This is a genomic window from Aeromicrobium sp. Root344, assembly GCF_001425755.1.
Lineage (GTDB): Bacteria > Actinomycetota > Actinomycetes > Propionibacteriales > Nocardioidaceae > Aeromicrobium.
In genome coordinates this window covers 803,859-817,912 of the sequence record NZ_LMDH01000001.1, presented here as the reverse complement: position 1 = coordinate 817,912, position 14,054 = coordinate 803,859, and the positions used below count along the sequence as shown (strand labels likewise).

Here is a 14,054-nt window from a genome sequence, read left to right as displayed (position 1 = left end):
AGGCCCACTTGGGGCCTGTGGCAATGCGAATATGGGAGTGGAATTGAGATGCCAGACGATGGCTCGACGAAATCGTGTGTCGTGGATTCACGTCGCTGGGGTGAAGCCCAAGCTGTTGCCGATAGGGCGTTCAAGCGAACTTCATTGGCGAGATGGGTTCTCTGTTTACTCTTCATCGCCGTCAGTTTGACGATGTCCTTGGTGCTCACCCCAGGGATCGTCGGCCTGCTTTCGGCCGCAATATACGGTCCACTTCTTGGGCTTTGGATCACGAACCTCCTGTCCAAGGCATTGCTCCCCCACCAACTGCGTGAGGTCGAGGCTCTCCTCAAGAGTTCCGTCGTGCCTGGACTTGCACCGAAAGCCGGTCGGGTTGAACTCGGCAAGCTGGCATTCAGTTCAGCAGCGCTCGTCAACAGGACAATCAAAGTGGTGGCGACCAAGCGCGACGACGGAAGTGCAGAACTGGTAGCAGTTCGATTGGACGACGTCCCCGATTCGTACAGATCTATTCTCTTCTACCTCGGCGGAAGCAGTGGGATGTGAATGGGTGGTGCTGCGATGAAGTCGAATATGACGCCGGGTCTGCTGCACGAACGGGTCACCACGAGTGAGCGAATCACCGAACGCAGCGAAATCCGCGGCCTTGGCGCTCGTTTTGGCCGGTGTCGCGACAGCAATAGTCGTGCCGTTTGCCGTATCGATTCGAGATTGGCGGGGCGCCGTTGGCTACGGCCTTGTTGCGTTCGGACTGCTCGTTCTTGCTTACGTTCGTAGTACTGGATCAAGAAGTGGTGGCTCTCGGTTGCTCTTCGCCTTGGCTGCATCAGCGGTCGCAGTCGGAGCCGTACTTGGCATTTCGTCCCAGCGATGAATTCCTCAAAAGCAGCTACGGACTCGCGAGCCTGGGTCGCAGGCGTATGGCGCAAAGCTTGGACGCGGTCAAGCTATAAGCCCTTGATTTTGGGTCCCAGTCAACGTGGGCATCCTTGTCGGGACTAGTTCGTACGTTGCCCGAACCAAATCAAGCTGTGGCTGAGCGCGATTTGGACTGCCGTCGCGATTTGGAGGCGTCCGCGATCAGGTGCACGAGCGCCTTCGAGGTGGCCGGCGAGTAACGGTTGGCGTCGACTTATGCCGCTGATACGCGGGCAATACGCGGGCGAATTGAAGACGCGAACGCATAACGGCAGGTCAGCGGCCCAATGGCAGCATCCTGTAAATCAGACGGCTCAGCCTACGCAGGTTCGAACCCTGCACCTGCCACAGCACGATCGAGAGCCCCTCACCCGCGGAGACGCAGGTGAGGGGCTCTTCGTTGTCCACGTCTGAGCGAGGCTGGGCCGCTGACCCCGGACATGACGGAGCCCCTCGAGCCGGGTGGTCGGCGAGGGGCCCAGTCGCTCAGGGCACCCGTGGAGGTTGAAGGGGCCTGAACCTTGTGTGCACCGGCGGGGGCGTGTTCACCTGCCGGCTCACCACCGAATCTACGGCGGGCCCGGATGGCGGACAACCAACGCCAGGCGAACGTTCGGGGGCTTGCGATTCACCGGGCGTTCACGTCGTTGCGCCATGGTGTGTTCAGTGTCGACATCAGATCTGCGCCCCCTGGTGTCCGAGGGCGCTTCGCCGCTCCTGAGGTCGTCGCAGGCGCCGCCGGTACGGACCTTGGTCGACATCCTGCGCCAGACGGCTCTTGCGAATCCCGATGCCTCAGCGCTCGACAACGGCTCGAACGTCCTGACGTACGAGGAGTTCTGCGAGGCGTCGGATGCGTTCGCCTCCGCCCTGCGCGAGCGAGGCGTGTCCCGCGGCGACCGTGTCGGCGTGCGTGTCGACTCCGGCACCCTTGACCTGTACGTCGCGATCATGGGGATCCTCGTCGCCGGTGCTGCGTATGTCCCGGTCGACGTCGACGACCCCGACTCGCGGGCGCGCACCGTGTTCGACGAGGCCGATGTCGCCGCCGTGGTCGGCAACGAGCTGGTCATCACGTCACGACGAGCCGGCGTCGCCACGTCGATCGACGAGGAGCCGTCGCCGGCTGACGACGCCTGGGTGATCTTCACGTCGGGGTCCACCGGTACGCCCAAGGGCGTCGCGGTCTCGCACCGATCGGCTGCGGCATTCGTCGACGCCGAGGCGGCGCTGTTCCTCCGTGACGCGCCCTTGGGACCGGGCGACCGGGTCATGGCAGGGCTCTCGGTGGCGTTCGACGCGTCGTGCGAGGAGATGTGGCTCGCGTGGCGGCACGGCGCGTGCCTCGTGCCGGCGCCGCGATCCCTCGTCAAGAGCGGCAGCGACCTCGGCCCGTGGATGGTGGCGAACAGCATCACGGTGGTGTCGACGGTCCCGACTCTTGTGGCCCTGTGGCCGCCCGGCGTGCTCGATGACGTACGGCTGCTGATCGTCGGCGGTGAAGCGTGCCCGCCCGAGATCGGCGAGCGGCTGGCCGCTCCGGGGCGGGAGCTCTGGAACACGTACGGGCCGACCGAGGCCACGGTGGTGGCGTGCGCTGCGCCACTGGAAGCCGGTGTTCCCGTACGTATCGGGCTGCCGCTCGCCGGCTGGGACCTCGCCGTCGTCGACGCGAACGGCGCACCCGTCCGGCCCGGTGAGACGGGCGAGCTGATCATCGGTGGCGTGGGCCTGGCGCGCTATCTCGACCCGGCCAAGGATGCCGAGAAGTACGCTCCGATGCCGAGCCTCGGCTGGGATCGCGCCTATCGCAGCGGCGACCTGGTGGCGTACGACGGCGAAGGCCTGGTCTTCGTCGGTCGCGCGGACGAGCAGATCAAGATCGGGGGCCGCCGCATCGAGCTCGGCGAGATCGACAGCGCCCTGCTCGGGCTGCCCGGCGTCGCTGCGGCTGCGGCCGCGATCCGGACGACCGAGGCCGGCAACCGCATCCTCGTCGGCTACGTGGCGACCGAGCCCGGCTTCGACCTGACGGCTGCGCTGACGGTGCTCCGCGGCCAGATGCCCGAGGCCCTCGTGCCCCGGCTGGCCCGCCTCGACACGATGCCCACGCGCACCTCGGGCAAGATCGATCGCGACTCGCTCCCGTGGCCCTTGCCCGGCATCGAGGCGTCGGCGGAAGAGAGTCACTTCGAGGGCACGAGCGCGTGGCTCAAGACGCTGTGGCTCGCCCTGCTCGGGGCGGTCGTCACGAGCCCGGCGGACGACTTCTTCGTCCTCGGGGGTGGCAGCCTCAGCGCGGCGCAACTGGTTGGTCGGCTCCGGGAGAAGTTCCCCGAGGTCACTGTCGCCGACGTGTACGAGCAGCCCTCCGTCGCCGCCCTGGCCGCGACGCTGGACGCCATGTCGAGCGACCGGGCCCGGCAGAACTCGCCGGTACGTCCGGTGCGCACCGCGACGCAGGCTGCGCAGGTCCTCCTGACGATCCCACTGCGTACGTTGAGTGGTCTGCGGTGGTTGACGTGGCTCGCGGCCGGCAACCACGTCGCCGCTCCGATGCTCGGCTGGACGTGGCTGCCGCAGGTCTCGTGGGCGTGGATCGCGCTGGGCTGGCTGCTCCTGATCGCGCCTCCGGGCCGCATGCTCCTGGCCGCGCTCGGTGCGCGTGCGTTGCTGCGCGGGGTCTCGCCGGGCGCCCACCCCCGCGGCGGTGGAGTTCACCTGCGCCTGTGGCTCGCCGAGCACCTCGCCGACGAGCTGCGCGCCGGCTCGCTCTCAGGTGCAGCGCTGCTGACGACCTACGCGCGGTTGCTCGGCGCACGCGTCGGATCGGACGTGGACCTGCACTCCTTGCCGCCCGTCACCGGGATGATCCGCATCGGCAACGGCGCCTCGATCGAGCCGGAGGTCGATCTGAGCGGCCACTGGATTGATGGCGACACCCTCCACATCGGCACGGTCACGATCGGCGCGGATGCCCGCGTCGGCGTGCGCAGCCTGCTCGGCCCGGGCTCTCAGATCGGCGCTCGCGCCGAGATCGGACCGGGTTCGGCGGTGCTCGACACCGTCCCCGAGGGTGAGTACTGGTCCGGCGCGCCGGCGCGACTCAAGGGCCCCGCGCGAGGGCCGTTCACCAGCACGCGGGCGCCGCGCCGCCGTCGCTGGACCGTGGCGTACGCCATGGTCGCCGGTGCTGTTGCCCTGTTGCCCGTCCTCGCCGTCATTGCAGGAGCGCTCACCGTGGCACCCTTCGTCCGGTCGGCCGACAGCCTCGGCGAGGCGTTCGGTCGGCTGGTGCTCGCGGCGCCGCTCGGGGTCCTGACCGGATTCGTCGCGCTGGCCCTGCTCGTGCTGGCAGCCGTACGACTGCAGTCGATCGGCCTGACCAGCGGCACGTACCCGGTGCACAGCTTCCGCGGCTGGCAGGCCTGGTCGGTCGTACGGCTGATGGACGAGGCGCGCACGTGGCTGTTCCCGCTCTACTCCAGTACCGTCACGCCGACGTGGCTACGGCTGCTCGGCGCCAGGATCGGCCAAGGGGTCGAAGCGTCCACGGTCCTGATGCTCCCGTCGCTGACGTCGGTCAACGACGGGGCGTTCCTCGCCGACGACACGATGCTTGGCATGTACGAGCTCGGCGGCGGTTGGCTGCGCATCGAGCAGGTCAAGATCGGTCGCCGGGCCTTCGTCGGCAACTCGGGGATGACCGCGCCGGGCCGCAAGGTCCCCAAGGGTGGCCTGGTGGCGGTGCTCTCGGCCGCGCCGCGTCGGTCCGAGGCGAAGGCCGGCACGTCCTGGCTGGGCAGCCCGCCGCAGAAGCTCCGCCGATCCTCTGGCACCCCCGACGCCAGCCGGACCCACGCACCGCCGCGCCGGGTCCGCACGTGGCGGGCGCTGGTCGAGCTGGCGCGCGTCGTCCCGCTGATCGTGAACGGTCTGCTCGGGCTGGTGGTCGTCGTGGGGCTGGAGCGCCTTGCCGCTGAGAGCTGGCTCCTCGCAGGCGGGGCGTCGGGCGTGGTGCTCATTGCCGCCGGGGCGGTGGCAGCGTGCGTGGCCGCCGGCGCCAAGTGGTCGTTGGTCGGCAAGGTCCGGTCGGCGGAGCATCCCTTGTGGAGCAGCTTCGTCTGGCGCAATGAGCTGGCCGACACGTTCGTCGAGGTGCTCGGCGCCCCATGGCTGGCGCGAAGCGCGTCGGGCACCCCCGTCCTCAACCTCTGGCTGCGGTCGCTGGGAGCGCGCGTCGGCCGGGGCGTGTGGTGCGAGACGTACTGGTTGCCCGAGGCCGACCTCATCACCCTCGGGGCGGGATGCACCGTCAACCGGGGCTGCGTGGTGCAGACGCACCTGTTCCATGATCGGATACTCAGCATGGACACCGTCACGCTCGAGCCAGGATCGACGCTCGGACCCCACAGCGTCATCCTCCCGGCGGCGACGATCGGCGCGCACGCCTCGATCGGTCCGGTGTCGCTCGTGATGCGTGGCGAGTCGGTCCCGAAGAAGACCCGGTGGATCGGCAACCCGATCGGGCCGTGGGCCGACGCCGACGCCGATGTCGCGGCACCGCGGTGACGCGCGCCGCTGCCGTTGGAGTGCAGGACGACCGCTACGTCCCGGACCACGGTGACCTGTCGTACGACGTCACGCACTACGACCTCCAGCTCGACTACAGCGTCGAGTCCAACCGGCTGTCGGGCCGCGCGACGATCACCGCCGTCGCGTCGAGCGACCTCGACGAGCTCGAGCTGGACCTCTATCGCCTGCGAGCCTCCAAGGTCAGCGTCGACGGGACACCCGCCGCGAAATACACCCAGCGCAAGCACCGGCTGGTCGTACGCCCTCGCAGCACCGTCGTCGCCGGAAGCACGTTCACGCTGGTGGTCTCGTACGCCGGGTCGCCGCAGCCCATGCCCGGTCTCGACGGCGATGCCGGCTGGGAGGAGCTCGCCGACGGGGTGATCGTCGCATCGCAACCGCACGGTGCCCCGTCGTGGTTTCCCTGCAACGACCGGCCGGCCAACAAGGCGACGTACGTCATCGAGGTCACCGCGCCGTCCAACTACCGAGTCGTGGCCAACGGCGTCCTGGAAGGCAAGCGGCGCCGGTCGGCCGGCACCACGTGGCGACACGTCGAGGAGGCGCCGATGGCGACCTACCTCGCGACGGTCCAGATCGGCCGCTACGACGTGCTGGAGACGGGCGCGGACGTGCCGGTGCGGACGGTCTATCCGGCTGGCAGGAAGGCCATCAGTGGCGGACCGTTCGCACGACAGGACGAGATGCTGACGACGTTCGGGCGACTGTTCGGGCCCTATCCGTTCGCCGCCTACACCGCGGTCATCACCGCGGACGAGCTCGACATCCCGCTGGAGGCGCAGGGCCTGGCCGTCTTCGGCTCCAACTTCGCGACCGACGACTGGGACAGCGAACGTCTCGTCGCCCACGAGCTCGCCCACCAGTGGTTCGGCAACAGCGTGACCCTCACGAGCTGGCGCGACATCTGGCTGCACGAAGGCTTCGCCTGCTACGCCGAGTGGTTGTGGTCCGAGGAGTCGGACCGTGAGCCCGCGACGGACCACGCTCGTCTGCACTGGGACCGCCTTGACGGTCTCGACCAGGACTTCCTGCTGGGTGATCCCGGCCCTGACCTGATGTTCGACGACCGGGTCTACAAGCGGGGCGCGTTGCTCCTGCACGCCCTCCGCACGGAGGTCGGCGATGCCCGGTTCTTCGAGATCCTGCAGGCCTGGACCGAGCGGCATACGCATGGTTCGGTGTCGACCGACGACTTCGTGGCATTGGCCGGTGAGGTGTGCGGGGCGTCGGTGGGTGGCCTGTTCGACGCATGGCTGCGCGAGGTCAGCCTTCCGGAGCTGCCCCAGTCATGAGCAGCTCGGGGGCACCGTTCGACAGCACGGCGGCAGCGGCGACGTAGCCCACCGGGCACTCCAGGTCGTACATCCAGACGGGCGAGCCCAGCGGCTCGGTGTCCGGCCAGGCGACGAGCGCAGGCGCGGAACCGGGGGGCGTCACCTCGACGAGGTCAGGGTCGAGCGTCAGCCCGTGACCCGTCGCCTTGACGACCGACTCCTTGCGCACCCACGTCGCCACGTCGGGGATGCCTCCCGGCTGCCGGGCCTCGACGTCGACCCCGACCGGGCCGGCGTCGGTGACCGCGAGCACGGCGAACCCACCGGACTTGCTCAGGTTCACGTGGATCGGGCCCTCGAGCCCGACGACGTACGGCTTGCCGTGCCGGTCGCTGCCGCATGCTCGGCAGGCGCGGACGATGCGGGCCTCACCGGTGGTTGTGCCGATGAACGTCTCGGCCAGTCGCGCGAGCTGCTCGTCGGCGGCGGCCGCCGCGACCCACGCCACGACGAGCCGCCGGCTGACTCCATGACTCACGTGTCGGGTCTATCACGGCCACGTGAGCGCTGTTCACTCCGTCGTCGCCGGACATCCACTCCGGGGCCGTCGCCGGAGCCTAGGTTGCACGCATGACCACTGACTTCGGGGCGCCGGCCCGCGTCGACATCGACCGCCTGGGCGAATACTCGGTCGTGGACCTGGAGGACGACGACCCGGTCCTGCTCGACCATCTCGGGCAACCGATCGACACCTGGCGCGAGGGCTACCCGTACGCGGCCCGCATGGACGTCCAGGAGTACGACATGCAGAAGCGCCTCCTGCAGATCGAGCTGCTGAAGCTGCAGAACTGGATCAAGAGCTCCGGCGGGCGGCTCGTCATCGTGTTCGAGGGGCGCGACGCGGCGGGCAAGGGGGGCACGATCAAGCGGTTCACCGAGCACCTCAACCCGCGCGGTGCGCGGGTGGTCGCGCTCGAGAAGCCGAGCGAGCGTGAGGAGACCCAGTGGTACTTCCAGCGCTACGTGCAGCACCTGCCGGCGGCCGGCGAGATCGTGATGTTCGACCGGTCCTGGTACAACCGCGCCGGCGTCGAACGGGTCATGGGATTCTGCACGGACGACCAGTACGACGAGTTCATCCGGCATGCGCCGACGTTCGAGAAGATGCTGGTCAACGACGGGCTGCACCTGATCAAGTTCTGGTTCTCGGTGTCGGCCTCGGAGCAACGTACGCGCTTTGCGATCCGCCAGGTCGATCCGGTCCGGCAGTGGAAGCTGTCGCCGATGGACCTGCAGTCGCTCGACAAGTGGGACGCCTGCACCCGCGCCAAGGAGACGATGTTCGCGCGCACCGACACCGCCGTGGCGCCGTGGACCGTGGTCAAGAGCAACGACAAGAAGCGCGCACGGGTCGAGTCGATGCGCCACGTGCTGTCCCAGTTCGACTACGACAACAAGGATCCCGAGCTGGTCACGATGCCCGATCCGCTGATCGTCGGACCCGCGGCAGAGCTGTTCCGCGACGCGACCGACTGACAGCTTTCTGACGACAAACCCGCAGGTCGCAGGCGTGCCGCAGCACAGTGCGCAAGAAACATCATACGTATCCTTGTGACAAAGGTCATACGTATGATAAATCTTCTCCGGGGGGCATCGACGCCCACGATGAGAGAAAGCGATCGACCATGAAGTTGACGTCAGAATCGCGGAGAAGCACACGGGGGAGTCGCACGTATGCGGCTCTCGCGGCGCTCGGCACGGGGATCGTCCTCGCGTCGGCGCTCGTGCCACTCAGCGCCCAGGCCGACCCGGCGACGACCTACTACGCATCGCCTGATGGAAAGGACGGCGGGCACTGCAGCCAGGCGATGCCGTGCTCGCTCGAGCGAGCTCAGCACGTGGTGCGGCCGGCCGCCAAGCGCGGCGACGTGACCGTCCAGCTCGCAGCCGGCACGTACCGCCTGTCCGACCCGTTGAGCTTCGACGCGAACGACGGCGGTGGCGACCACACGATCACGTGGGCGGCAGCCCCTGGCGCCCACCCGGTCATCACGGGTGCCTCGAAGGTCTCCGGCTGGTCGAAGTCCGACGCCGGACGTGGCATCTGGGAGGCGAAGACGCCTGAGGGGCTGGACAGCCGCCAGCTGTACGTCGACGGCAAGATCGCGCCGCGCGCGGCGATTCGTCTCGCCAACGCGGACGTCACGCCGACGGCGACGGGCCTGACGATCAAGAACCCGGCACTCAGCTACCTCGCGTCGCTGCCAGACCAGGGACGGATCGAGTTCGAGTCGCTGGGTGACTTCACCAACCGCTACTCGCCCGTCGAGAGCATCAGCTCGAACACGATCACGATGGCGCAGCCGGCCTGGAACAACAACACCTGGGGCTGGGACACGGTCCAGAACTCGTTCCTGGCCGGACCGAGCTGGTACCTCGACAACTCGCTCAGCTTCCTGACGCAGGCCGGGCAGTGGTACATCGACCCGGACCAGGGCACGCTCTACTACAAGCCCGCAGACGGCGTCGACCCCAACGACCTGAGCATCGAGCTGCCCCGGCTGCAGTCGCTGATCAGCATCGGCGGCACGCACGACAACCCCGTCGAAGGACTCGCCTTCAAGGGCATCCAGTTCTCCGGCACCTCGTGGCTCGGCCCTTCGACCCACGGCTACGCCGACCAGCAGAACGGGACGTTCATCAAGGACGCGTACGACTACCGTCCCGCTGACGCGTTCAGCAGCTGCTCACGGGGCTGCGAGATGTTCGAGCGCGCCCGTACGAGCTGGTACCAGGAGCCTGCAGCCGTGCAGGTCTCGGCCGCCAGCCGGGTCTCGTTCACGGAGAACACGTTCACCAACCTCGGCTCGTCGGCGCTCGGCATCGGCAACGACGCCAACGCGACGGTGACGGGTGTCGGCCTCGGCGCCAGCGACATCGACGTGGTCGGCAACCGCTTCATGGAGGACAGCGGTCACGGCATCGTCGTGGGTGGGGTCCTGCCGGACGCGCATCACCCGAGTGACCCGCGGATGACCAACCAGGACATCCGGCTCGAGAACAACACCGTCGACCGGGTCGCCGTGGACTACAAGGACAACAGCGGCATCCTCAGCACGTACGTGACGAACGCGAGCATCCTGCACAACGAGGTCTCGCACGTCCCGTACGACGGCATCGACACGGGATTCGGCTGGGGCATCAACGACGCGGGCGGGTCCAACGACTACGTCGATCGTGGCTACTACAAGTGGAACACGCTCTACACGACACCGACCACGCTCAAGAACACCCGCGTGGAGGGCAACCTCGTCCACGACACCAAGTCGCGGTTCGCGGACGGCGGCACGCTCTACAACCTCTCGGCCAACCCCGGGGCGGTCGTGGCGAAGAACTACCTGTTCAACATCTCCGGTGTCGGTCTCTACCTCGACGAGGGTTCGCGATCGATGACGTGGGAGAACAACGTGGTCCAGGGCGGCTCGTTCGTGTTCACCAACGCGTACAGCCTCCGCAACAACACGAGCGACAACGTCATCCAGAACAACTGGTACAACTCCGGTGGCGTGTCGGCACCCAACGCGACGGCGCACAACAACAAGCTCATCAACAACGTGAAGGTGAGCGGGACCAACTGGCCCCAGGGCGCGCGGGACGTGATCTGTGCCGCGGGCGTCGCGCCGCAGTACCGGACCTCGCTGAACGCGAACCAGTCCGGCCTCCCGGGATGCCCGACTCCGTGAGCGCGGCCCAGCAGTAGCGGCAAGGACGCCGGTGGCACCTCGACGAGGTGCCACCGGCGTCGTCGTTGCTCAGCGCACGACGGGGTCGGTGACCTCTGCCTCGAGCTCGGCGCGGGTGATGGCGCCTTCCCAGTCGCCCGGGACGCGGCACACCGCGGCACCGGCCGCGACGGCGGTCTCGAGGCACTCCGTCACGGACCGTCCCCGGATCAGCTCGGCCAGGAACCCGGCGACGAAGGCATCGCCCGCGCCGACCGTGTCGACGACCTCGACGCGTACGGCGCTCGCCCGCGCCCGCTCGGTTCCAGACCGCGCCAGGGCGCCGCGGTCGCCGAGCTTGAGCACCACGGTCGACGGGCCGAGCTCGGCGAGTGCCTTCACGGTGTCCCACGGATCGGAGGTCGGATCGCCGACCACGAGCGCTGCTTCGTCGAGACCGGCGAAGAGCACGTCCGACTGGGCAGCGAGCGCGAGGTGGACGGGTGTCGCGGTCTGCGCGCTCCAGAGCCGCGAGCGATGGTTCACGTCGAACGAGATCGTCAGTCCGGCGTTCCTGGCACGCCGCACGGCCTCGCTGACGGCCGATGCGGCCGAGTCGGACAGCGCGGGCGTGATGCCCGTGAGGTGCAGGACACCGTAGCGGGACCAGTCGACGCCGGCGAGGTCGGCGGCGTTGAGCGTGCTGCCGGCGCTTCCGCTGCGGTGGTAGGTGATGACCGTGCGGCCCAGCGCGTCGCGCTCCTTGAGGAGCAGGCCGGTGGGCTGGTCGACGACCTGCGCGACCACGTCGACGCCCTCGGCCCGCAGCTCGCGGATGACGCGACGACCCAGGCCGTCGGCTCCGACGCGGCCGAGCCAGGTGACGTCAGTGCCCAGACGAGCCAGCCCGATGGCGACGTTCAGCTCCGCGCCGCCGACGCCTGCACCGAGGTGAGCCGCAGTGGCCAGCGTCTCGGCCGTACGGATGATGCCGAGCCCTTCGCCGAGGGTGAGGACGCGCTTCATGCCGCGGCCAGCGCGGCTGTCGTGGCTCGCGCGAGGCGCTCGATCGTCGCGAAGTCGTGGTCGAGCAGGGCCGTCTGAGGAGTCAGCCAGCTCCCGCTGATCGCCGCGACGGACGGCACAGCGAGGTAGCCAGGCGCGCTCTCCAAGGAGATCCCGCCGCTCGGCACGAACCGTACGTCCGGGAACGGGCCCGAGAGCGCGTTGAGGAAGGCCGGTCCGCCGAGGGAGGCTGCCGGGAAGATCTTGAGCACGGACAGGCCGAGCTGCAGGGCTTGCTGGAGCTCGGTCGCCGTGGCGACGCCCGGGATCGCCGTGATCCCCTTGGCGCCGGCTCGGGCGACGACGTCGCGGTCGAGTCCGGGACTGACGATGAAGCGGGCCCCGGCATCGCCGCAGTCGTCGACCTGTTGGGCGGTGAGGACCGTGCCGGCGCCGACCAGGAAGCCGTCGACCTGGGCCGCCGCCCGGATCGCCTCGATGCCCGCCGGCGTACGCAGGGTGATCTCCGCGCACGTGATGCCACCAGCCATGAGCGCCTCGGCCATTGGTCGCGCCACGGCGGCGTCGTCGATGACGACGACGGGAACCATGCGCAGGCGGGCCAGCTGCTGGATGACGTCGTTCATCGCGCCAGCCAGCCACCGTCGACCGGGAGCACGATGCCCGTCACGTAGTCCGATGCCGGAGACGCGAGGAACACCGCGGCGCCGGCCAGGTCGTCGGGACGACCCCAGCGACCGGCAGGGATCCGCTCGAGGATCGCGCGCGAGCGGTCCGCGTCGTCCTGGAGGGCCTGCGTGTTGTCGGTCGCGATGTAGCCGGGCGCGATCGCGTTGACGGTCACGCCACGGCCGGCCCATTCGTTGGACAGGGCGCGGACCAGGCCGAGGAGCCCCGACTTCGCTGCGGCGTAGCCCGGCACGTTGATGCCGCCCTGGAAGCTCAGGAGGCTCGCCGTGAAGATGATCTTGCCTGCGCCGCGGTCGAGCATCCCGCGCCCGACCGCCTGGCTGAGGGCGAACTGGCTCGAGAGGTCCACCTCGAGGACCCGGTCCCACGACTCCAGCGAATGCTCGGCAGCGGGCGCGCGCTCGATCGTGCCGGCGTTGTTGACCAGGATGTCGACGTCCCGCTCCGCGAGCTCGGCACCCAGTGCTTCGACCGCAGCCCGGTCGGAGAAGTCGACAGCCTTGGCCTCGAAGCGTCGCCCGTGCTGCTCGACGGCTGCTGCTGCCGCGCTGCCCTCGGGCTCCATCGAGGCGCTGATGCCGATGATGTCGGCGCCCGCGGCGGCCAGTGCTTCGGCGAAGGCCAGGCCGATGCCGCGTCGGGCGCCGGTCACGACGGCGAGCCGGCCGGTGAGGTCGAACGGGCCGGTCATGACGCCGCACCTTCCTGGACGGCGACGAGCATCTTCATCGCGGTGCCGGCCTCGAGCCGGGTGAAGGCACTCGCGGTGGCCTCGAGCGGCACCACGTCGGTGATCAGCTCGTCGGCCGGGATCACGCCCTCCGCGATCAGACGGATCGCCTCGTCGAAGTCCTGGCGTTTGTACACGCGCGCTCCGAGGATCCTCAGCTCCCGCCAGAAGACGCGCTGGAGGTCGACGGGTCGGGGTGTCGGATGGATCGCGACCACGACGATCGTGCCGCGCACCTTGGCAAGACCGGTGGCTGCCTGGACAGCTGCCGCCGCACCGGAGACCTCGAACACGACGTCCGCGCCCGCGCCGTCCGTCCATTCGGTGACGGCCGCCTGGACGTCGTCCTGCGACGGGTCGAGCGTACGGAATCCGAGGGCTGCCGCCTGCTTGAGCCGGGTCTGATCGACCTCCGACACGCACACCTCAGCACAGGCATGCCGGGCAACGGTGGCGATGAGCACGCCGATGGGTCCGCCGCCGAGCACCACGACCTTGTCTCCGGCCGAGAGCTCAGACCGTCGTACGTCGTGCACCGCGACGGCGACGGGCTCGACCAGGGCCGCGTGCCGCAGCGAGGCGTCGTCGGGCAACGGCACGACGACGTGCTCGGGCACCGTCCAGAGCTCCTGGAGCGAGCCGGGGGAGTCGATGCCGATGAAGTTGAGGTGATGGCACAGGTGCCGGTGGCCGGCCACGCATGCCGGGCACGTGCCGTCCCAGTCCAGCGGCATCACGGTCACGCGATCACCGGAGGAGACCGTCGTGACGTCTGGTCCGGTGGCGGACACCGTGCCGCTCATCTCGTGGCCGAACACCAGAGGTCGCTCGACCCGGCCGTCCATGTTGCCGTGCACGATGTGCAGGTCGGTGCCGCAGAGGCCGGTGTAGGCGACCTTGATCTGGACCTGGCCCTTCGCTGGTTCGAGTGGTTCGAGGTGTTCGGTCAGGACCGTCCTGTCCCCGACGTACTGGGCTGCGCGCAACGGAGTTCTTCCCTTCGATCACGAGCGAGTGGCTGGAGAGGCCAGTTGATAGGTAATACATCATACCTTAGACTGTCGCGGGCCGGCGCTGTCGACGCCGAATTCACAACGG

10 protein-coding genes are annotated in these 14,054 nt (G+C 68.8%); 5 read left to right on the top strand and 5 right to left on the bottom strand.

The window, feature by feature from the left end:
* Nucleotides 1–192: 192 nt before the first annotated feature.
* From ASC61_RS19615 to ASC61_RS04040, 3 genes are all read left to right on the top strand, one after another.
* Nucleotides 193–546, top strand: a complete 354-nt coding sequence (locus ASC61_RS19615; RefSeq protein WP_157439366.1) for a hypothetical protein — start codon at nt 193–195, stop codon at nt 544–546.
* A gap of 1,038 nt (nt 547–1,584) precedes the next feature.
* On the top strand, nt 1,585–5,490 hold the full coding sequence (locus ASC61_RS04045) for a Pls/PosA family non-ribosomal peptide synthetase (protein WP_235503478.1): 3,906 nt from the start codon (nt 1,585–1,587) through the stop codon (nt 5,488–5,490).
* Nucleotides 5,487–6,806, top strand: coding sequence for a M1 family metallopeptidase (locus ASC61_RS04040; protein ID WP_056215281.1), 1,320 nt, complete (start codon nt 5,487–5,489; stop codon nt 6,804–6,806). Before ASC61_RS04045 ends, ASC61_RS04040 begins: the two co-directional genes overlap by 4 nt.
* Here ASC61_RS04040 and ASC61_RS04035 read toward each other — a convergent pair.
* Nucleotides 6,778–7,326 carry a 4'-phosphopantetheinyl transferase family protein gene (locus tag ASC61_RS04035; RefSeq protein WP_157439365.1) on the bottom strand — a complete coding sequence of 183 codons (549 nt, stop codon included), beginning with the start codon at nt 7,324–7,326 and terminating at the stop codon, nt 6,778–6,780. The two genes, ASC61_RS04040 and ASC61_RS04035, sit on opposite strands and share 29 nt — an antisense overlap.
* 92 nt (nt 7,327–7,418) lie before the next feature.
* Between ASC61_RS04035 and ppk2 the strand changes: the two genes are divergently transcribed.
* Nucleotides 7,419–8,324 (top strand): polyphosphate kinase 2, encoded by a 906-nt coding sequence (ppk2, locus tag ASC61_RS04030; RefSeq protein WP_056209665.1) that lies wholly within the window; start codon nt 7,419–7,421, stop codon nt 8,322–8,324.
* A gap of 149 nt (nt 8,325–8,473) precedes the next feature.
* Entirely contained in the window at nt 8,474–10,531 is a 2,058-nt protein-coding gene (locus ASC61_RS04025) for a right-handed parallel beta-helix repeat-containing protein (RefSeq protein WP_200935388.1), read from the top strand.
* Between the two features lie 69 nt (nt 10,532–10,600).
* Here ASC61_RS04025 and ASC61_RS04020 read toward each other — a convergent pair whose 3' ends face one another.
* Genes ASC61_RS04020 through ASC61_RS04005 form a run of 4 tightly spaced genes read right to left on the bottom strand, consistent with a single transcriptional unit; the run spans nt 10,601 to nt 13,942 of the window.
* The gene (locus ASC61_RS04020; RefSeq protein WP_056209661.1) at nt 10,601–11,536 is read right to left on the bottom strand and encodes a sugar kinase; all 936 of its coding nucleotides are present in this window, start codon (nt 11,534–11,536) and stop codon (nt 10,601–10,603) included.
* Complete coding sequence (locus tag ASC61_RS04015; RefSeq protein WP_056209658.1) at nt 11,533–12,162, bottom strand: bifunctional 4-hydroxy-2-oxoglutarate aldolase/2-dehydro-3-deoxy-phosphogluconate aldolase; 630 nt, start codon at nt 12,160–12,162, stop codon at nt 11,533–11,535. Before ASC61_RS04015 ends, ASC61_RS04020 begins: the two co-directional genes overlap by 4 nt.
* The gene (locus ASC61_RS04010) at nt 12,159–12,917 is read right to left on the bottom strand and encodes an SDR family oxidoreductase (protein WP_056209655.1); all 759 of its coding nucleotides are present in this window, start codon (nt 12,915–12,917) and stop codon (nt 12,159–12,161) included. Before ASC61_RS04010 ends, ASC61_RS04015 begins: the two co-directional genes overlap by 4 nt.
* Complete coding sequence (locus ASC61_RS04005) at nt 12,914–13,942, bottom strand: zinc-dependent alcohol dehydrogenase (protein WP_056209653.1); 1,029 nt, start codon at nt 13,940–13,942, stop codon at nt 12,914–12,916. Before ASC61_RS04005 ends, ASC61_RS04010 begins: the two co-directional genes overlap by 4 nt.
* Nucleotides 13,943–14,054: the final 112 nt, after the last annotated feature.

Excerpts from the sequence above, each read along its gene's own strand:
- ASC61_RS19615 (WP_157439366.1), top strand. The coding sequence starts at position 193 with ATGTCCTTGGTGCTCACCCCAGGGATCGTCGGCCTGCTTTCGGCCGCA.
- ppk2 (WP_056209665.1), top strand. The coding sequence starts at position 7,419 with ATGACCACTGACTTCGGGGCGCCGGCCCGCGTCGACATCGACCGCCTG.
- ASC61_RS04025 (WP_200935388.1), top strand. The coding sequence starts at position 8,474 with ATGAAGTTGACGTCAGAATCGCGGAGAAGCACACGGGGGAGTCGCACG.
- ASC61_RS04020 (WP_056209661.1), bottom strand. The coding sequence starts at position 11,536 with ATGAAGCGCGTCCTCACCCTCGGCGAAGGGCTCGGCATCATCCGTACG.
- ASC61_RS04015 (WP_056209658.1), bottom strand. The coding sequence starts at position 12,162 with ATGAACGACGTCATCCAGCAGCTGGCCCGCCTGCGCATGGTTCCCGTC.
- ASC61_RS04010 (WP_056209655.1), bottom strand. The coding sequence starts at position 12,917 with ATGACCGGCCCGTTCGACCTCACCGGCCGGCTCGCCGTCGTGACCGGC.